Raw genomic sequence first — 19,281 nt, forward strand, 5'->3', positions numbered from 1 at the left:
GTTCTATATGTAGTGTAAGCTGGTATTTATGGAGCAGGATTTATTTGCAGCAAGTAGCGCGCCGAGTGATGTAACTCGTCCGTTGGCAGTGCGTATGCGCCCGAGCAGTATTGAAGACGTGCTAGGGCAGTCGCATGCTCTAAAAGAAGGTTCGCCTTTGCGCAGGCTTGCAAATCCGCAATCTAAAGGTTCTCTTACTGCTCCAAGTTCTGTTGTGTTGTTTGGTCCTCCGGGAGTTGGTAAAACTACGCTCGCTTATATTGTTGCTCGTCAGTCTGGTCGCGTGTTTGAAGAGCTTTCTGCTGTAACTTCTGGAGTTAAAGACGTTCGTGCGGTACTTGATCGCGCGCATGAGCGTTTGGTTAGTCAAGGTAAAGAAACAGTTCTGTTTATTGACGAAGTTCACCGTTTTTCTAAATCTCAACAAGATGCTTTGCTTCCAAGCGTTGAAAATCGCGACGTAACTTTTATTGGAGCTACTACCGAAAACCCAAGCTTTTCAATCATTAAACCGCTACTTAGCAGATCGGTAGTTGTTAAACTTGAGTCACTTAGCGTTGAAGATTTGCATACGCTTATAGAACGTGCGCTAACTAGCGAAAACGGTCTTAATAATCAGCTTAAAATCGACGATGACGCAATAGATTCTATTATTCGCTTAAGCGGGGGAGACGCTCGCAAAACTCTCACCATTTTAGAGGCTGCTGCAGGAGCAGTAACAGGAGATGTTGCGTTACAGCATGGCAAAAAGAAGCCTGTAATTACTGCTGATATTGTTTCTAACGTAATGGATACTACTACAGTTCGTTACGACAAAGACGGCGACGATCATTACGATGTGATTTCTGCTTTTATTAAGTCGATGCGCGGAAGTGATGTTGACGCTTCTTTGCATTATTTAGCGCGAATGCTTAGAGCTGGGGAAGACCCGCGTTTTATTGCAAGGCGAATTATGATTGCTGCTGCAGAAGAAGTTGGTATGGCAGCTCCGCAAATTTTGCAAGTAACTGTTGCTGCGGCTCAAGCAGTTGCTCTAATTGGCATGCCGGAAGCGCGCATTATTCTTTCTGAAGCTGTGATTGCTGTAGCAACTGCTCCTAAATCAAACGCAAGCTATAACGCTATTAATAAGGCTTTGCAAGACGTTGATGCTGGAAATATTGGTCAAGTGCCTCTTCATTTGCGCAACGCTCCGACTGCTTTGATGAAAAGTTGGGGAAACCATGACGGGTACAAGTATGCTCACGATTATCCGGGTGCTGTTGCATCGCAACAGTATATGCCAGATGAACTAGTTGGTCGCGAATACTATCAGCCGTCGAATCGCGGCTACGAGCATGAGATTTCGCAACGTTTAACTCAAATTCGTGCCATTCTTCACGAATCTAATGAAAGTAGAGATGCTGGGTATGAAAAAGAATAGCGATTTTCTGTATTATTTCGTATCAACCGTTGTGCTTATATGCTGGCTTACTGCTTGCGTTGTGTATACTCTTTTTGCTGCAGATACCTTACAAAGCAACGGATTTTCGTTGAAAAGTATTACCAGCAATAGCATAATAAGCACAATCGCAAAACCAGATACTCGTAATGCAGATGACATTCTTTCTCAAGCTGGCAAAGAGTACAAGAATGTGCTTAAAACTTCTTCGTATGTTTCAAATAAATTCCCACAGGATTTCGAATATTATTATGATCTGTGGGATATTGACAACGATAATATTCCAGAAATGATTGTTATTGCGACAAATGAATATAATACTAACTCTAACAAGTATATTCATGTATTCTCATTTAAGAATGGCAAGTTGGTTAAATATCCAGAAATTATAGATAAGAATCTTGATAAAAATGAGTATACAGGGACAATATATTTTGATCCTCATCATAAAGGAATTGTAATTTTGCGTGCTATTGAAAAAAATGCGCCTGATGTTTTCCCGTGGAGTAAAACAATTTATAAGCTGAATGAAGGCAACTTTACTCATACTCGGTCAATTGTTCAACATCCATTAGATAAAACTGATACATACGATTCAGTTCCTGGTACTGGTGAGATAAGTAAATTATTACATCCAACTTTTGTGCCGGTTGATGATTTTACTGATATTAATATGATGATTAATGCCAAAAACTTGACTCAAGCTCAGCATAAGCATAATGAGCTTGTTCAACTTTGGCGTGAAAAAGGTTATCAAGTATTTACTGGAACTGTAAAAATATTAAATGCTGATGAAGCATATGAGTTTCCTGGAACTACACCAAGTGATACTGGCAGTAAATATAGTGTTCGAGAGGAAAACAAAGATAATATTTATACAGTATTAGCATTCGATAGAAAGATGTCTGTTGGAGGATACTGTAATGGTATGGATTGTGGAGTAAGACAAACGCGCAACTCCATTAATAATATTTTAGTTACTATGAAGGTTTCTAAATCAAACGAAAGCAATATGTTTGAAAAATATAATAACAAAAAAATTACTATTGCTGTTAAAGCTGGAGATGATGGAACAAATTGGCTGGAACTGCCGGCAGGGCAGTCAACAGTTAGTAACGTACATATCATTGACGAATAGCACATTATTATAAAATTAACCTCCATGATTGAAAGACTGTACATTAAGTTTTACGCGTTATCACATCATGCAACTAGAATCATACGTAAGAATTTCACTTAAGAGAGATTGATTGATTCGAAAACTGAGTCAGCGATGCTTATTTTGTATCACTGCTTAAGCTGGAGGTTTATTATGAGCAAAGCTAAAAGTTACTTTTGGGTGCTTGTTATTATCGTTATAATATTTAGCATTTTTTGTTTCTCCAAAAATAATAATTCTTCATCGTCGTCAAATACTATTAGTCAAAACGCTAATACAGAACCAAATCTTATTGCAATTAGTAAAAAATGTAATTTACCAATAAAACGTAGCCATGCTCTTAGAAACACTGACGCAATAATCAAAGTTGGATTTGGCAAAGATTTTCAAAAAGCTGCATCTTGCGTTATCAATCAATTTCCTTCTGCTGAAGAAAACCAGAAAAAATTAGAAAATATTCTTTATAAAAATGGCGATCCGTCAGATTCTAGCGAAGATAATAATATCGTTATTTATGGAGATTCATGTTCATTAAGCATTACACCAACCTTTGCAGGATGTTTAATGCTGGTTGGAGATATTAAAAGTGCAATTAATATAGATAAGAATGCCCTTGCTGCAGAACTAACTAAAGATATCACAGAAAATTATGATTATGATTCTGCTAATTAATATGAAACTTCAGTTTGCATTTATTCTGTAATGATTTTTAACTCGTTGTAATTATAGTCATTGTAACTTGGTTCTTGCACAGGACATATTGTCACAGAGTGTTTAACAGCTATGGTTATTTTCTTGCCGACATAATCTTTGACTTCCTTAATCTTATTGCTAATAAAGAAGCGATTATAAACAAATGTGTCAGGAACTTTTGATCCATTACCATCGGCTACAACGGTTATTATTGTTTTGTAAGGCATATTTATTGTATAAATCAAATGTGCCATATCAAAATAGTAAGTATAATCATCTAAAATCGCGTTAGGCTGTGCAGTCCGTTTTACTTCGTCAATATTCATTTCTTGAACATTGCCGGTAAGAATGGTGTACCCATCATTTCGTAAATCTTGAATATACTGATTGTGCTTCTTCTCTTTTTCACTAAGAGTCATATTATTAATGAGATCATCTACAGGCTTAAGATTTTTAACGTCAACAAACGTTGCATCAATGTCGCCGAACTTACTGTAATCTTCCTCATTGTCATTGGCACTTTTTACTAATTTGAATTTATGATCTTTTGCAAGTTTGTAAGTATTCCTATGAGCTTCAGGTCCTTCCATTGAGTGATATACAATTATGCCGTTGTGATTATGGTCGTATGTTAATGTTTGTCCAAATTCATTAGCGGTAGGCGGTTCTAAATCTTCTATTAACTGCGACTCAACAACTTTCTTACCATCAAAAGAAAATACTTTTGTAAAGCGCGGTTTACGCATATCGAAACCCACTTTTTTTCTTGCAGTCACAATAAGTTCTGGAATCTTATCATTATCAAAATCCCATAAATCGTAGTAATACCCGAAAGAATCTGGAACATTTTTGAACTTGTATTTTCCGTGAAGATTTTCAAGCACGTCTTTATAGGCACGACCTACCATAGCAAGAGCGTTATCTGGCTTATTTGGTTTTGTCTCAACTAGAGTGGTTGCAACATTGTTGTTCGCAAAATTTTTTAGCGAAAATCCGTTGTTTTGTAATGTATCTGCAGCAAAAAGAGTATACACAACGCAAGCAGTAAGCCAGCATATAAGCACAACGGTTGATACGCAATAATACAGAAAATCGCTATTCTTTTTCATACCCAACATCTCTACTTTCGCAAAGTCGCAACTGTTTAATCATATTTTGGCAAAACCTACGTTTTATGCGTAAATCATTCACCGTAATTGGAAGAAACGTCTTTCATTAAGCCTGCCATGAGTGAGCCGTTGTCTATCTTGGAAAGATTATTAGCATTTCCAACAATCATAACGTCACCAGCAGTAGTTGGGAAAATCATTACAGAACATGGGTCACTAACGATAAAAATATGATTGTCGTCATTCATGTCGAATGGGTTGCCGTTTTTGTAAAGAATATTTTCTAATTTTTTGTGATTTGCGTCAGCAGAAGGAAACTCATCAAGTACGCATGATGCGGCTTGTTGAAAATTGTCACCAGTTCCAACTTTTATAATCGCATTATCTCCTCCGAGAGCGTAGCTGCGTTTTATTGGTAAATGGCATTTTTCACTAATAGCGTTAAGATCTGGTTTTATATTAAGTAAGTGACGCACGCCACTAAAAGAAGGATTGTGCTGAACGCAATAGAACAAACCAGCTAATATGGCGACAACAACGAATCCCCAAAAATAGCTTTTCGCCTTACTCATAATAAACCTCCATCTCAAGCATGATACAAACCAAGCATCGCTGACTCAGTTTTCGAATAAATCAATCTCTCTTAAGCGAAATTCTTACACTCGATTCTAATTGCATGTAGTGATAAACATGCATACGAAAATTATGCTGCATATTTGGCTTGATTGCGTAATTTATATAGCTTCTCATAAGCAAAATGGACCTCTCAAATTAGAGAAGCCCATTTGTGTACAGTTTTAACGGCGTGTGAATATAAATCGCTATTCGCGCACAAGCATAATGTGTTCAACGCTGTCTAATGGGGATACGCGGAACAAAACAAAACGATTGCCGATTACTTGCACGACTTCGGCGCCGAGCTTTTGAGCAAGTGCATCAGCAGCTTCTTTAGCACTTAATCCGGAACCATCTTGCACAGCACACTTCATTAGCTCGTGGTACTGCATGGTTTCGTCTGCTTGTTTCACAGCTGCATCAGTAATATCGTTCTTGCCAACGTATAAAAGTGGGCTAAGCGTATTAGCGAGCGCGCGAAGCTGCTTAATCTGCTTTTTTGTCAATGCCATAAGGCGTCCTTTCAAATGCAAGTTTTATAACGCAAATATTACCTAAATTACATAGTGCTTAACGGATTATACAGTATATTGCGAATTGTTGCATGTGATAATACAAATTTATTTATTGTGTATTTATTCCGTATTTATTCCGTATTTATTCCGTATTTATTGTGTATCTATTGCTCATTTATTCCGTATTTATTGCGCGTGATACAAAAGTGTGAAATATTTCAAAATTTTTATTACAAAGGTAGCATTTTGCACACAATAATCGCACTTACAACACAAAGAGTAACTAGTAATAGCAGCACATCTTTTATACTCATTTTCCATGAGTGTAAGTGAGTTCTTTCAGCTCCAGGCGTATAGCAGCGTGCATCTAATGCGAGCGCAAGAGTGTCAGCATGGCGAATTACTCCTGCAAAACCTGGCACTATTAAAGCTGTTATAGCGTGTACTCGTTGTTTAAAAGAACCATCTCGAATGCTACTTCCTCGAGCGATTTGCGCTAGTGCCACAGAGTGCGCTTCTGCACTAAGTGTTGGCAAGAACCGTAGTGCTAGGCTCATAATAAGTGCTATTTCTTGCGTTGGTATTCCAATATGTCGAAGTGGTGATAGTAATCGTGTGCAAGATTCGCTAAGCGTTGTTTGACTCATTGTTAGTACTAGAACTGCTCCAATGATAATAACAAGCGAGAATCGTGTTGCAAAAAGTATTGCGTAATTAATTCCGTCAGTTGTAATAGGAATAGTTGCAATATTTGCTAACACTGTGCCGGTTCGCACTGCCAGAATGTTAAGTAATCCGGAGAAAACAAATACTGCAATAATCATGTGCAGTGAAGAAATAAGCTTAACGAATGGTATTTTTGCAGCAACAGTTAGAGTAAATGTTACAAAAGCAAGAATAGCTAACTGTATGTAGTTAGTAATACTAAAAGCACTTAGCATAAGAATAAAGCATGATAGAAGCGTTGCGCGTGGGTCAAAAGATTTAAGTAGCGAAGTTGTTTTTGCTTTTGTGGAACTTTCTTTGTTTTTGTTGTTTTCAGTATTGTTTTCAGTATTTTTTGCTGTGTTGCTTTCTGTGTCGCATTCTTTATTATTTGCTTTATTGCTTGCTTTTAATGTTACTAATCTTGCGTCTAAATCTTCTGCTTCTTGAAGATTGTGCGTAATAAGTATTATGGTTACGCCTTGATTGTGTAGCATTCCAAGAATTTCTCGAATACGCAGCGCAGCTTCAAAATCTAATCCTGCTGTTGGCTCATCCAGTACTAGCACGCGTGGCTTGCAAGCTAAAACGCCAGCTATTGCAACAAGACGCTGCTGACCTCCAGAAAGTGCAAAAGGTGATTTTTCAGCCAAATTCTCAAGGTTCAGTAAGCGTAGGGTTTCATCCACACGTTCTTTAAGAGCATTGCCTTTCAGCCCAAAATTTTTTGGCCCATAAGCAACGTCATTTCGTACTGTATCAGCAAAAAGCTGTTGTTCTGGCAGTTGCATAACGTAGCCAATTGTTTGATGTAGTTTTTGTCGTATTATTTTAGATGTTTTACCTCTAACAGATATGCCATGTACTGTTATATTTCCTGAATTGGCTTTTAACAATCCACACATTGTTTTAGCAAGAGTTGATTTACCGCAGCCGTTTTCGCCCATTATTGCAACTGTTTCGCCGCTTTTAACAGTTAGTGAATAATCGTCAATAACAGCTGGTGAAGTTTTATCATATTTAACAGTTAGTCCGGAAATTTCTACAGCGATATCTGACTCATTTTCTTTGCGTCTACTATCTGTTAAGTTTTTGCTTTCGCTAATTTTAGTTAAATGATTATTCGTCAACTCAATATTAGAAAAGTAAGTTTTTAAACCATTAAAGCTTACTTCTTTCAGGATGCCATTTTCTAGTAAAAGTATGCGATTTGCGCGTTTGCATTCCTCAAAATTGTGTGTAATTTGAACGATAGTAGTGCCATTTTTGTGCAAATTATCAAATAAAGTATCAACGTCTTTGCGTGCGAACGAGTCGAGCATAGAAGTAGGTTCGTCAAGAACAAGCAGTTTAGAATTCATAGCAATAGCACTTGCTAAAGCTACTCGTTGCTGCTGTCCGCCGCTCATAGTGCTAGGGTCAGCGTAACGTTTATCTTCCATATGAACAGTTTTTAAAGCTTCACTGATACGCTTATACATTGCTTTTTGAGGGAATTGCAAATTTTCTAGTCCGAAAGCAACATCTTCTTCAGTAATTGTTGTAATAATCTGATCTTCAGGACTTTGGAAAAGTGCGCCAATATATTTTCGCGCATTTTTATATGATTCAGCACAAGCAGTAGTATTTTCAAAAACTTTTTCGCCACACAATGTAACGTAACCGCTATCTGGTGCTGTTAAACCTGCAATAATTTTTGCCAAGGTTGACTTACCAGAACCGTTTTTGCCCACAATCGCTACGCGCTCGCCGGAGCGAATTGTAAGACTTAGATTATTAAGTGTCCAAGTTTTTCCATCATCGTAGCTAAAGCAAATATTTCGCAACACTACTTGCGCATTGTTTTCAATCATGTGCTTTTTAGCTTCGTTCATGCTACTACTTGTGCTGATATTATGCATAACTATGCCGCTTAGAATTATTATTTATTTTCGTGTAGCAGATTGGAAATTGGTTTGTAAATAAGCATAGTTACTACAACGTGAAGCACAAGTTTAATAATATTAAACGGCAGTAATGCTGGAATAATAAGAGATGCGACTTGTGCAATAGATATGTGCGCATAAAGTGGTGTAATAACAAGATTTCCAACTATTGCAAGAGCGATAGCAATAATTGATCCTGCCAAAAGTCCGATTATTGCGCCTTTTCTGGTATGCATTTTTTTGTAAATTAATGCCGCTGTGACGCTAGCTCCTAAAGATACTAGCACTGCCATAACTGTGCCTAGTGGATTGGTAAATAAGTGCGGTGCGAAACCTAGTATGCTTACTATTGCTGCAGCTGCAGGACCATATGCGAATCCTGCAACTAGGCATACTATTCCTGAAGGATCATATTTTAAATACGACAAGTCTGGAATAAGTGGAAATTCTATGAAACTTACGGCCATTGAAAGTGCCACGAATAGAGCGTATTTTGCGATTTTTTCGCTAGACCAGTTAGAGTTCTTTGCATAAGTTTGATGATTATTTGTATTAGAAATGCCCATGATGGGTCTCCGTTTCTTTCATCCGGACTGTAACCGTTGGCTTCGGAATTTAACCGAATCAGCAGCTTGTAAACCGCTCGCGGGCTTCAAAAACGCATGAAACACGTATTTTGTTACCGCCAGTAAGGATTTGCACCTTCCCTGAAACTAACTATTCCTTTGTATCTCATGCTAAGAACATTGTTGTAATAATTGTGTGGCGAGGGTAGGTGCGAGAATACAAGTATGAGCAATACGAGTGCATCAAAAAAAATTAGTACTAATAACGCAACTAGCATTGATAAATTAGCTATTGTTGTTGTCACTTATAAGCGTCAAGAGCTTTTGGAGAATTTATTCCATTCGTTTGAATGTTTAAAAGAATGCCCTTGGCGTATTGTCGTTGTTGACAATGAGTGCAGTGACAAAACTGGCGAAATGGTTGCTCGTCTTGAAGCTTCTTTAACTAATCGTTGGGGTAAAGCTCAAAAAGATTGTGAAGGCAATGAACTTCATGTTGTGTATGCTCCGCAAAATGAAAATCTTGGTGGTGCTGGCGGCTTTAGTGCTGGTGTTAAAAAAGCTTACGAACTTGGAGCTAAGTGGTTCTGGGTTATGGATGACGATGTTGAAACAGTGCCTGAATCTATTGAGCGTCTTGCTCCTTGGACTAAGCGTCACGCTGTTGTTCAAGGAAGTCGTTTAGATTATGACGGTGGTAAATTCTACTGGCAGTACGATTTTTTGGTTCCTCTTGGTATTCCAAATCCTATTGCTCCTGCTGCTTTCGGCGCAGCTGGATACAAAGTTATGAATACGATGTGTTTTGAGGGTGGCTTGATTCGTCGAGATATAGTTGAAAAAATCGGCTTCCCGGATTCGCGCTACTTTATTTACTGGGATGATACTACTTACGGGTATCTTGCGAGTAAAGTTACGAACCCTATTGTTGTTCCGGATATTATTCTTCGTCGCACTCGTGATATTCCTAATTGGGATATTGCAGGAGTGCGTCAGCTAAATTCAACATCGGACATGAATCGTTATCATATTATGCGAAATAGAGGCTTTATGGCTCGCTACTTTATGGTTCATGGCGATTTTCGTCCGTTTATGTTTGCGCTTGGAACTGCTTTAACAGCTGCTAAAGAGATTATTCGCTTGATTGCTGTCGATCGTGAGCATATTATTTCGGGCATTGGTAAATTGTTTACCGGCTGGATTGATTCTCGAAAAATTTTGCACGATCAAGACTGGAAACCTATGCCTTCGTTGAAGTAGAAGTTAGTAAACAGTAAGCGTGTCGTATCAGATATACGATAGAATACTGGTAATTGTCCATACAGCACACATTCAGAGGGGAGTGTTAGTGAAATGATTGACACTGCACAAGCATTTGGCGTCGATATTGGTGGCTCCGGTATTAAGGCTGCTCCAGTAAATTTGGAAAAGGGAGAGTTCGCAGAACCTCGATACAAAATTCTCACTCCTGCGGTTTCTACGCCTCAAGCAGTTGCAGATATTGTTCGTCAGCAGCTTGAACATTTTGAAGTGCCTGCAGATGTTCCTGTTGGAATTGCGTTCCCTGCTCCAATTAAGCCTGGTAAGAAGCTCGATTTTATGGCAAATCTTGATCAGTCTTGGATTGGTGTTGATGTTACTGAAGTCTTTAGCGAGGCTTGTGGTCGTCCTGTAACTGTAGTTAACGATGCTGATGCTGCTGGTTTAGCTGAGCAGCGTTTTGGTGCAGCAAAAGACAAGGATGGCTTGGTTATTGCTACTACTCTTGGCACTGGTATTGGCACGGCTTTGATTTACAACGGTGTGCTTATTCCAAACACTGAGCTTGGTCATATTCAGCTTGAAAAAGGTAAGGGCGATGCTGAGAAGTACGCTGCTTCTTCTGTTCGTGAAAAGTTGGATATGGGCTATAAGAAGTGGGCCAAGCGTTTGACTAAGTACTACGGCTTGATGGAAAAGTATTTCAACCCAGATTTGTTTGTTGTCGGTGGTGGCGTTAGCCGCGTAAGCGAAAAGTTCTTGCCGCATATCGATATTAAAACTCCTATTGTTGTTGCAACATTGCATAATGAGGCTGGAATTATTGGTGCAGCTTACTATGCAATGCAAAAAATGCAGCAAAACTAAAAAATAACTAAATATTATTTGTTTCTATTGAGCTGGGTGAGCAGTTTATGCTGCAGCCCAGCTTTTGTTATGCCAAGTGTTAGGGTAGTTTCGTGCGATTTTCTTCTAGAGTAGATGTGAGTGAGCCAAATCCTATTATTTTAGCTCAGCGAAAAGCTATTTTTAATGGCGTAAAGCTTACTAAATTAAACGATTCCAATCCAACGTCTCACGGCTTAGCTCCTAAATGTTTAAGCGGACGTTACACAGCAGACCCTAGAGGTCCTAAGGAAATTCGCGATATTCTTTCAAACTTCATCAATAAGCGAGATAACCGCACAGAAAAGTCTGTTCCATCAAAGCTTAATCCAGATCAGCTTTATGTGCTTTCTTCAACTTCTCAAGCTTACGCATGGCTTATGATGCTTTTATGCGATGCAGGGGATGCCGTTATTGGACCAACTCCTGGATATCCTCTTATAGAGTCTATTGCGCGCTTGCAATGCGTGAATGCAATACCATATCCTTTGCATTATGATGGTTCTTGGACTATTGATATTGCGCGTGTTAGAGAACTTTTAGAAGATGCGTCTTTGCGTATTAAAGCTCTTGTGCTTATTAATCCCAATAATCCTACAGGCTCATATGTTAAGCCTGAAGAACGTGAAATACTATTGCAATTATGCCGTGATAATGGTGTTGCGATTATTGCAGACGAAGTATTTTATGAATATTCGCTTGAACCTTTTGCTGGCAATGCTCGTCTTGCTGGAGAATCTTCTACTTTAGTTTTTGCGCTTGATGGATTCTCCAAAATGCTTGCTGCTCCTCACGCAAAAGTTGGTTGGATTGAAGTTTCAGGTCCTAAAGATGATGTTTATGAAGCACAAAAAAGGCTTGACGTTATAGCGGATGATTTTTTGCCTATTGGTAATACTGTTTCTGAGCGAATACCAGAATTATTGCAATATACATCTTCTCAAAGCGCTATTGTGCGAAATCGTGTTATTAATAATCTGCATACGCTTAGAGAAACGTTGGCATCCACGCCTAAATGCTGTGTTAGCGCGTTGCGTGCAGAAGGCGGATGGAATATTTTATTGCGTGTACCATCTTGCATTGACGATGATGTATTAGCTTTGAGATTGATGAAAGATTATAATCTAGTTTCTCAGCCTGGATATTATTTCGATATGCCAGTTAATGGGTATTTAGCATTGTCATTATTGCCAGAGCCGCAGCAGTTTATTAGCGGATTACATGCGCTTCTTCGAACTGTAGATGCATTGTTAGAAGAATAGTAATTATATAAATAATTATTTAAAACAGTGTCATCCAACTTCTAAACGCAAACCATAAGTTTGGATTAAAACGAAGCGTGCTGTCTTCACGTCCTGTAACAAACCAACTGAGTACAGCAATAGCAATAGAAGCAAATAGCAATATTGCTACAAGTAAGCGTATTGTGTAAGCAATAGTTTTTTTATGTAAAGAATTTTCTGATTGCAAAGTGGATGCATATTCTAAAAGCAAGCTAATGCCAATTGCGGCAGCTATAGCAAAAGACCACGCAAAATCAGCAATATATCTCCATCCGATACCAGCTTTTAAGCTGTCAAAAACAATAAGAACAAGCCCAACTATTATAGCTGTTACGCTTGTGCACCAAGCAATATGCGTGCGGCAGCGTTTTCTCATAATAAATACGCATATTATGCCAACTAATGCTAATGGTGAAAGTGTAAACATTCCGCCAATCATAGGCTCTGCGTATTGCCAACGGTCAAATGCAATAGGCTGAATACCAATCCAAGGAAAAGTTGGAATAAAACGTAAAGGTAGCGCAATATAGCTAAAAATAGACGGCAAAATATTTTGTGCTGGCAAGCGCATAGTCGTCATGTCAGTAATAGTTATTTGATACTCATTGCCAAAATTTAACGGTGAGCCAAAGCGCAAAAGATTATAAATGCCAAATGGAATTGCAGTAATTACGCATGGCAGTATCCAAGCTGCAAAATATTTAAAAGGCTTAAGCCATGAAGAAACTTGTTTCCAGTTGCGCAAAATATTTGGTAAATCTTTTTCTATGTGTGAATAAATTGCAGGAAGTGCAAAAAGAACAGCTATGGAAAAAGTAGGTCTGCATCCTAAATTTAATGCAATAAAGAAAGAACCTAAAACAATATTTAGCAAAGAGTGTGTTTTATTAAAACCTAGGTAGCACCACAATCCAAGAGATGTGAAGAAAAGTGAGGCTGCCATAGGTACGGAATAAAATGACGTTCTAAACCACAAATACACTGTATTTGAAGTAATGAAGAATAAAGCAAGAACAATAGATGTCGTTCCTAAAGATACTTTTTTTGAAGTCTGCTCAATAATTCGAATAACCAATAGTGAGCCTGCGATAAGAAAACCAATTAAGAATATTATCGTAGCTACTGTTGTTGGAAGCATAGAGCCTTCAGGAGTCCATAGTCTTGAAATAATGCGATAAGGCAAAAATAGCAATACTGCAGGAAGCACTCCGAAGTAGGAATACCAGTGACCTTTGTAGTATGCGTAATCCCAATACATATGCTGTACTGAGTGGTTTAACAAATTATTTCTCGCTGTAGGATCGTAAGGATTTTGCAAGTGTTCTAATTCATTAGGAACAGGAAGATTTAAATGCACTTGACCTTTTAACAATGCGTCTGCAGTGTGAGCATATTGATCAAAATCGTATGCATAGTTACCGTTTGTGTAAAAATGCATAGGAGTTGCGTTTCGTAAATTCCAAAAAATAGTTATTAAACCAACAGCAATAAATGGAAGAAGAGAAGCAGCAAAGCAGCAACGTTGAATAAGACTATGAGTGTTAAGTTTAATTTTCCAAAGCTTGGACCAAGGATTCCAAAGCGTAACAAGAAATGCAAAAACAGCAAGTATTAATACGCGACCCCATGACCATCTAAAAGGCACTCGAACGTTTGCTCTTGAGTCTTCAATATTTAATATTGATCCTATTGGATGTTGCAGCCACACTCTAACAATGCAAGATTTTCCTACTGCTTGTTTTGGAAGTTTAAGCAAAGATGGGTTTAAAGAAGCAGTGTTTGTGCTTTGAGGTTTGCTTAAGTATTTGTTTGCTTCAACTAAAACATTGATGTTTGAAATAAGATTATTATTTTTGCTTTTCTTTTTAATAATCGCAGGCTCTAAGCGAATATAAGGCGAACTTCCGTCGGATGTTACTTCTAAATATGCTTCTGAAGGATCCGTTATAAGAATGCCGCCGGAATTTAAGCGTCTAATTCCAGAACCTATATCGTTGTGCGCAGAAATACTATCTGTGCTTCCTGTAACACTGCTCCAAAATGGCAGATTTCCAATAGAACATTCAAATAAGGTTATAAGAATTATTACGATGAATGGTATTCGCAAAAAATGTAGCGCACGTTTTATGCAATGATTGTCAATTTGATTGCTTATACGGCTGCTGCTACTATTCGCCGTATTTGGCAAAGTTTTAGACGCGTACGTTGAAATCACTGCTTAACCATTCTATTGCACAATTCAAGTAATTCAGTTCAATATTTTACTCTTCGGCAACTAAATCGAGATATTCGTCATTCCACAAATCTTCGTCGCCATCAGGCATGAGTAGAACTCGCTCAGGTTGTAATGCTTGAACTGCACCCTCATCGTGTGTAACAAGAACAATTGCTCCCTCATACTTTGCAATAGCTTTAAGTATTTCATCTCTAGATGCTGGGTCCAAGTTGTTAGTAGGTTCGTCCAGCAGTAGCACATTGGCTTTGGAAGTTACTAGTGTTGCAAGTGCTAGACGTGTTTTTTCGCCACCTGAAAGCACTCTGGCAGGCTTCATTGCGTCGTCGCCGGAAAACAGGAAGCTGCCAAGCATAGAACGTGCTTGCGTGTCATCCAGGTTTGGTGCAACGTGCTGAAGGTTTTCCAAAACTGTAGAATCCAAGTCTAATGTATCGTGTTCCTGTGCAAAATAACCGATTTTGCATCCGTGTCCGTATTGAACTTCACCAGTATCTGCTGTTTCTTCTCCTGCCAAAATTCGTAATGTTGTTGTTTTTCCAGCACCGTTATAGCCTAGAATGACAACGCGTGAACCTTTGTCTATAGCAAGATTAATTCCAGCGAAAACAATATTAGAGCCATACGCTTTGGAAATATCTTTTGCCATAATTGGAGTTTTTCCGCATGCAGCTGGTTCTGGAAAACGAATATCTGCAACTTTTTCTTGTTTTTGAGCTTCACTTGTTTCGCTTAATAAGCGTTCAGCTCTTCGCATCATGTTTTGAGCAGCAACTGCTTTTGTAGCTTTTGCGTGCAGGCGAATGCCTTGTTTCATAAGGCGTTCAGCTTTCTTTTCTGCAACTTCTCGTTCGCGACGACGTCTTTCTTCGTCTACTACGCGCTGATGCAAGTATGCTTTCCAACCCATTGAGTACATGTCTATTTTTGCAAGTTGCGCGTCTAAATGCCATACTTTGTTTACTACTTCGTCTAGTAATTCTGTGGAGTGAGAAATTACTAGGAATCCGCCTTCAAATCGTTTAAGATAATTGCGAAGCCATATTATTGAGTCTGCGTCTAAGTGGTTTGTAGGCTCATCGAGAATTAATGTGTCTGCGTCAGAAAACAGAATTCTAGCAAGTTCTATGCGACGACGTTGACCACCTGAAAGTGTGCCTAAAGCTTGTTGCATAACTTCTTGTGGAAGTCCCAAGCTTGTTGCCATCGATATTGCTTCAGATTGCACTGAATAACCGCCTGCTTTTTCAAAATCTTGCATTGCTTTGTCGTAGCGGTTCATAGCTTTAGTCATTATGTCTGGATCTGGATCTGTCATTTCTTTTTCCGCTTTGCGAATACGCGAAACGATAGAAGCAATATCTCGAGCGCTCATAATGCGATCTATAACGCTTTGTTCTGGGTCTGCTGCGTGCGTGTCTTGAGGTAAGTAGCCTAAACCTCCACTAACTCTAACCGAGCCTCCTGCTGGCAGCATGTCTCCTGTAATAACGCGAGTAAGTGTAGTTTTGCCTGCGCCGTTTCTGCCGACTAAACCGATTTTATCTCCCTTTGTGACGTGAAAATCGGTAGGATTTAACAGCGTTCGCGCACCAATCTGAATGGTTAAAGCTTGTGCGTCAATAGGCATAATGTCTGTTCCGTTCCCCAAAATTTAGGCTGCTATTATTTATTACTTATAAAAGTCATAACCAAACTCACTATTATACTGCTTACTGGTAACGAATACAGCATGTGGTTGATATTCAAATACTTTACTTTTTCGAACACTTGTTCTATAATTTTCTTGTTAGTAATAAAATTGGGTATTGGTTGGGAATATTCAAGTGATTATGGGGAAGTGTGGAGGTAATTGTGTCAGAACGTGCGAATGAACAAAACGACTCGTTGCAAGAATTGCTTGATAATGCTCCTATGTGCGCTAACAACGGTACTTTTATAGCTGATTTATCTAGTATTCCTTCTGAATGGAAAATAACTATCCAGGGTGCTAGAGAGCACAATCTAAAAAATGTAAGTTTGTCGATTCCTAGGAATCGTATGGTTGTTTTTACTGGTCTTTCTGGATCTGGCAAGTCCTCGCTTGCGTTTGATACGCTTTTTGCAGAAGGTCAGCGACGCTATGTTGAGTCGCTTAGTGCTTATGCTCGCCAATTTTTAGGACGTATGGATAAGCCTGATGTTGATTTTATTGAGGGCTTAAGTCCTGCTGTTTCTATTGATCAAAAAACTACGAATCGCAATCCTCGTTCTACTGTTGGAACTATTACAGAAATATATGATTATTTGCGATTATTGTTTGCTAGGATTGGTGTTCCTCATTGTCCTGAATGCGGTCAAATAGTAAGTTCTCAAACTCCTCAGCAAATGACAGATTCATTGCTTGCTATGCCAGAACGTACAAGATTGCAAATTCTTGCTCCAGTAGTTCGTGGGCGTAAAGGAGAATTTAAAGATACGCTTGAGCTTTTACGCTCAGATGGCTATGCTCGTGCGATTATTGACGGGCAAATGCATGAGCTTTCTGAAGATATTACTCTTACTAAACAGAAGAAACATACAATTGAAGTAGTAGTAGACCGTTTAGTTATTAAAGATGGCATTCGTGTTCGATTAACTGATTCGATTGAAACAGCATTAAAACTATCTAAAGGAGTAGTAATTGCTGATTTTGTTGACGAACCAGAAGACTCAAAAACGCGTCGTAAATCATTTTCTGAACATCGTGCATGTCCAAACAATCATCAATTAGAGCTTGATGAGATCGAGCCTAGAACATTTTCATTCAATGCTCCTTATGGTGCTTGCTCGGAATGTTCTGGCATTGGATACAATCTCGAAATTGATCCTGAACTTGTTATCCCAGATCCAGACAAATCTCTTGCGCAGGGAGCGATTGAGCCGTGGGCAATGAATAAGTCAGCTGGAATGTATTATCAGCACATACTTTCAGGACTTGCTAAAGATTTGCATTTTGATATGAATACTCCGTGGAAGGATCTAGCGGAAGACGTTAAACATGACATCATGTATGGTCATGATTTCACGGTTCAAGTTTCCTACACAAATAGGTGGGGGCGTCAACGTGAATATTCTACTGGATTTGAAGGTGTAGTTCGTACGCTTATGCGCAAACATGACGAAACTGATTCTGATCAAATGCGTCAATATTATGAGTCGTATATGCGTGAAGTTCCATGCCAAAAATGCAATGGAAAGCGTTTACGTCCAGAAGTTCTTGCTGTTACAGTATCTAATACTTCCATAGCTGAAGTTTGCGATATGCCAGTAGAGCGAAGTCTAGCATGGGTAAATGCTTTGCATTTGGATGGTTCTCAAGCAGTAATTGCAACAGAAATATTAAAAGAGATTCGTGCTCGACTTGGTTTTTTGAACGATGTAGGTTTAAGCTATCTTACTCTTTCCAGGGCTGCAAAAACTTTGTCTGGTGGAGAGGCTCAACGTATTCGTTTAGCTACTCAAATTGGATCAGGTTTAGTTGGTGTTATGTACGTGCTTGATGAGCCGTCTATTGGATTGCATCAAAGAGATAATGAGCGTTTGATTGCAACATTGCATCATCTTCGAAATCTCGGTAATACGCTTATTGTTGTCGAGCATGATGAAGATACTGTTCGCCAGTCTGATTGGCTTGTTGATATTGGTCCAGAAGCTGGAGAGCATGGAGGAGAAGTAGTATATTCAGGTCCGTCTGATGGAATTATTAAAGCTCAGCGTTCAATTACTGGAGATTATATTGCTCACAGACGCTCAATAGATGTGCCAAAACAACGTCGTAGTGTAGATGAAAATCGTATGCTTCATATAATTAATGCCCATGAGCATAATTTAAAAAATATTGATGTAAGCATACCTTTGGGAGTATTTACATGCATAACTGGTGTATCTGGATCTGGTAAATCAACACTTATAAACTCAATTTTGTATCCAGTTCTTGCAGACAAACTAAATGGTGCTCGAATTGTGCCAGGAAAACACAAACGTATTGATGGTATTGAGCTTTGTGACAAAGTAGTGCATGTTGACCAAAATCCTATAGGAAGAACTCCTCGTTCTAATCCAGCAACTTACACTGGTGTTTGGGATAAAATACGTTCATTGTTTGCTCAGACTCCAGAAGCAAAAGTTCGTGGCTATGGTCCTGGTCGCTTCTCGTTTAATGTTAAAGGAGGCAGATGTGAAGCATGCCATGGTGACGGTACTTTAAAAATAGAAATGAACTTTTTGCCTGACGTATACGTAGAATGTGAAGTTTGTCATGGTAAACGTTATAACCGTGAAACTTTGGAAGTTACATATAACGGAAAGTCTGTTGCAGATGTTCTTAATATGCCTATTTGTGAAGCTGCAATATTTTTCAAAGCATATCCTTCTATTTCTCGATATTTAGATACTTTAGTAAAAGTTGGCTTGGGCTATATTCGTCTTGGTCAAAGCGCAACAACACTTTCTGGCGGTGAGTCTCAACGAGTAAAGCTTGCTACAGAGCTACAGAGAAGATCTACTGGTAAAACAGTTTATATTCTCGATGAACCTACTACTGGACTACATTTTGAAGATGTTAGGAAACTTCTAGCAGTTTTACAATCTCTTGTAGATAAAGGCAACAGTGTTATTGTAATTGAACATAATCTTGATGTTGTCAAATCTGCAGATTGGATTATTGATTTAGGTCCAGAAGGAGGAGATAAAGGCGGAACATTAGTTGCGGAAGGTAGTCCTGAAAGCGTAGCGCGTAATGACGAGAGTTGGACAGGTAAGTTCCTTAAGCAAATGTTACATTGAGTGTCCAAAAAGTTACCGATTTGTAATTTGCGAACTTAGAAATTTACTCGACAAATCTTATGAATAGTTGCATAAATTTTGTTTAG

14 protein-coding genes and 1 riboswitch are annotated in these 19,281 nt (G+C 38.7%); of the genes, 7 read left to right on the top strand and 7 right to left on the bottom strand.

The window, feature by feature from the left end; all coding sequences use genetic code 11:
- Nucleotides 1-28: 28 nt before the first annotated feature.
- The 3 genes from AC1EKT_RS01490 (at nucleotide 29) to AC1EKT_RS01500 (ending at nucleotide 3,272) form a co-directional block, all read left to right on the top strand.
- Nucleotides 29-1,423, top strand: coding sequence for a replication-associated recombination protein A (locus tag AC1EKT_RS01490; protein ID WP_415689796.1), 1,395 nt, complete (start codon nucleotides 29-31; stop codon nucleotides 1,421-1,423).
- Complete coding sequence (locus AC1EKT_RS01495; protein ID WP_415682952.1) at nucleotides 1,410-2,579, top strand: hypothetical protein; 1,170 nt, start codon at nucleotides 1,410-1,412, stop codon at nucleotides 2,577-2,579. Before AC1EKT_RS01490 ends, AC1EKT_RS01495 begins: the two co-directional genes overlap by 14 nt.
- Before the next feature lie 174 nt (nucleotides 2,580-2,753).
- The gene (locus tag AC1EKT_RS01500) at nucleotides 2,754-3,272 is read left to right on the top strand and encodes a hypothetical protein (RefSeq protein ID WP_481615943.1); all 519 of its coding nucleotides are present in this window, start codon (nucleotides 2,754-2,756) and stop codon (nucleotides 3,270-3,272) included.
- A gap of 20 nt (nucleotides 3,273-3,292) precedes the next feature.
- Here AC1EKT_RS01500 and AC1EKT_RS01505 read toward each other — a convergent pair whose 3' ends face one another.
- The 5 genes from AC1EKT_RS01505 to AC1EKT_RS01525 form a co-directional block, all read right to left on the bottom strand.
- Nucleotides 3,293-4,402 carry a hypothetical protein gene (locus AC1EKT_RS01505; RefSeq protein ID WP_481615944.1) on the bottom strand — a complete coding sequence of 370 codons (1,110 nt, stop codon included), beginning with the start codon at nucleotides 4,400-4,402 and terminating at the stop codon, nucleotides 3,293-3,295.
- 74 nt (nucleotides 4,403-4,476) lie between these two features.
- Entirely contained in the window at nucleotides 4,477-4,974 is a 498-nt protein-coding gene (locus AC1EKT_RS01510) for a hypothetical protein (RefSeq protein ID WP_415682955.1), read from the bottom strand.
- 249 nt (nucleotides 4,975-5,223) lie between these two features.
- On the bottom strand, nucleotides 5,224-5,529 hold the full coding sequence (locus tag AC1EKT_RS01515) for a YhbY family RNA-binding protein (RefSeq protein WP_004108863.1): 306 nt from the start codon (nucleotides 5,527-5,529) through the stop codon (nucleotides 5,224-5,226).
- A 233-nt stretch (nucleotides 5,530-5,762) separates the two neighbouring features.
- A complete protein-coding gene (locus AC1EKT_RS01520) occupies nucleotides 5,763-8,111 on the bottom strand; it encodes an energy-coupling factor transporter ATPase (RefSeq protein ID WP_481616004.1) in 2,349 nt (782 codons plus the stop codon).
- Nucleotides 8,112-8,158: 47 nt separating this feature from the next.
- On the bottom strand, nucleotides 8,159-8,728 hold the full coding sequence (locus tag AC1EKT_RS01525) for an ECF transporter S component (RefSeq protein WP_481615945.1): 570 nt from the start codon (nucleotides 8,726-8,728) through the stop codon (nucleotides 8,159-8,161).
- A 6-nt stretch (nucleotides 8,729-8,734) separates the two neighbouring features.
- A riboswitch (FMN riboswitch) is annotated at nucleotides 8,735-8,881 on the bottom strand.
- Between the two features lie 72 nt (nucleotides 8,882-8,953).
- On the opposite strand from AC1EKT_RS01525, the gene AC1EKT_RS01530 reads away from it, so the two are divergent.
- The 3 genes from AC1EKT_RS01530 to AC1EKT_RS01540 all read left to right on the top strand — a co-directional run bounded on the left by AC1EKT_RS01530 (nucleotide 8,954) and on the right by AC1EKT_RS01540 (nucleotide 12,135).
- The gene (locus AC1EKT_RS01530) at nucleotides 8,954-9,988 is read left to right on the top strand and encodes a glycosyltransferase (protein ID WP_415686832.1); all 1,035 of its coding nucleotides are present in this window, start codon (nucleotides 8,954-8,956) and stop codon (nucleotides 9,986-9,988) included.
- Nucleotides 9,989-10,081: 93 nt separating this feature from the next.
- On the top strand, nucleotides 10,082-10,855 hold the full coding sequence (gene ppgK / locus AC1EKT_RS01535) for a polyphosphate--glucose phosphotransferase (protein WP_004108876.1): 774 nt from the start codon (nucleotides 10,082-10,084) through the stop codon (nucleotides 10,853-10,855).
- 92 nt (nucleotides 10,856-10,947) lie between these two features.
- A complete protein-coding gene (locus AC1EKT_RS01540) occupies nucleotides 10,948-12,135 on the top strand; it encodes a pyridoxal phosphate-dependent aminotransferase (protein ID WP_481615946.1) in 1,188 nt (395 codons plus the stop codon).
- Nucleotides 12,136-12,154: 19 nt separating this feature from the next.
- Here AC1EKT_RS01540 and AC1EKT_RS01545 read toward each other — a convergent pair whose 3' ends face one another.
- Together AC1EKT_RS01545 and AC1EKT_RS01550 are read right to left on the bottom strand one after the other, a co-directional pair.
- Entirely contained in the window at nucleotides 12,155-14,371 is a 2,217-nt protein-coding gene (locus AC1EKT_RS01545) for a beta-carotene 15,15'-monooxygenase (protein WP_481615947.1), read from the bottom strand.
- Nucleotides 14,372-14,417: 46 nt separating this feature from the next.
- Complete coding sequence (locus AC1EKT_RS01550) at nucleotides 14,418-16,019, bottom strand: ABC-F family ATP-binding cassette domain-containing protein (RefSeq protein WP_012914200.1); 1,602 nt, start codon at nucleotides 16,017-16,019, stop codon at nucleotides 14,418-14,420.
- Between the two features lie 284 nt (nucleotides 16,020-16,303).
- On the opposite strand from AC1EKT_RS01550, the gene uvrA reads away from it, so the two are divergent.
- Nucleotides 16,304-19,195 (top strand): excinuclease ABC subunit UvrA, encoded by a 2,892-nt coding sequence (uvrA, locus tag AC1EKT_RS01555; protein WP_481616005.1) that lies wholly within the window; start codon nucleotides 16,304-16,306, stop codon nucleotides 19,193-19,195.
- The last annotated feature ends 86 nt before the right edge of the window (nucleotides 19,196-19,281 follow it).

It is taken from the genome of Bifidobacterium sp. C0047B3 (assembly GCF_056590535.1).

Bases quoted from the DNA above. Each gene is read 5' to 3' on its own strand.
- AC1EKT_RS01490 (WP_415689796.1), top strand. From the start codon at position 29: ATGGAGCAGGATTTATTTGCAGCAAGTAGCGCGCCGAGTGATGTAACT.
- AC1EKT_RS01495 (WP_415682952.1), top strand. From the start codon at position 1,410: ATGAAAAAGAATAGCGATTTTCTGTATTATTTCGTATCAACCGTTGTG.
- AC1EKT_RS01500 (WP_481615943.1), top strand. From the start codon at position 2,754: ATGAGCAAAGCTAAAAGTTACTTTTGGGTGCTTGTTATTATCGTTATA.
- AC1EKT_RS01505 (WP_481615944.1), bottom strand. From the start codon at position 4,402: ATGAAAAAGAATAGCGATTTTCTGTATTATTGCGTATCAACCGTTGTG.
- AC1EKT_RS01510 (WP_415682955.1), bottom strand. From the start codon at position 4,974: ATGAGTAAGGCGAAAAGCTATTTTTGGGGATTCGTTGTTGTCGCCATA.
- AC1EKT_RS01515 (WP_004108863.1), bottom strand. From the start codon at position 5,529: ATGGCATTGACAAAAAAGCAGATTAAGCAGCTTCGCGCGCTCGCTAAT.
- AC1EKT_RS01520 (WP_481616004.1), bottom strand. From the start codon at position 8,111: ATGAACGAAGCTAAAAAGCACATGATTGAAAACAATGCGCAAGTAGTG.
- AC1EKT_RS01525 (WP_481615945.1), bottom strand. From the start codon at position 8,728: ATGGGCATTTCTAATACAAATAATCATCAAACTTATGCAAAGAACTCT.
- AC1EKT_RS01530 (WP_415686832.1), top strand. From the start codon at position 8,954: ATGAGCAATACGAGTGCATCAAAAAAAATTAGTACTAATAACGCAACT.
- ppgK (WP_004108876.1), top strand. From the start codon at position 10,082: ATGATTGACACTGCACAAGCATTTGGCGTCGATATTGGTGGCTCCGGT.
- AC1EKT_RS01550 (WP_012914200.1), bottom strand. From the start codon at position 16,019: ATGCCTATTGACGCACAAGCTTTAACCATTCAGATTGGTGCGCGAACG.
- uvrA (WP_481616005.1), top strand. From the start codon at position 16,304: ATGTGCGCTAACAACGGTACTTTTATAGCTGATTTATCTAGTATTCCT.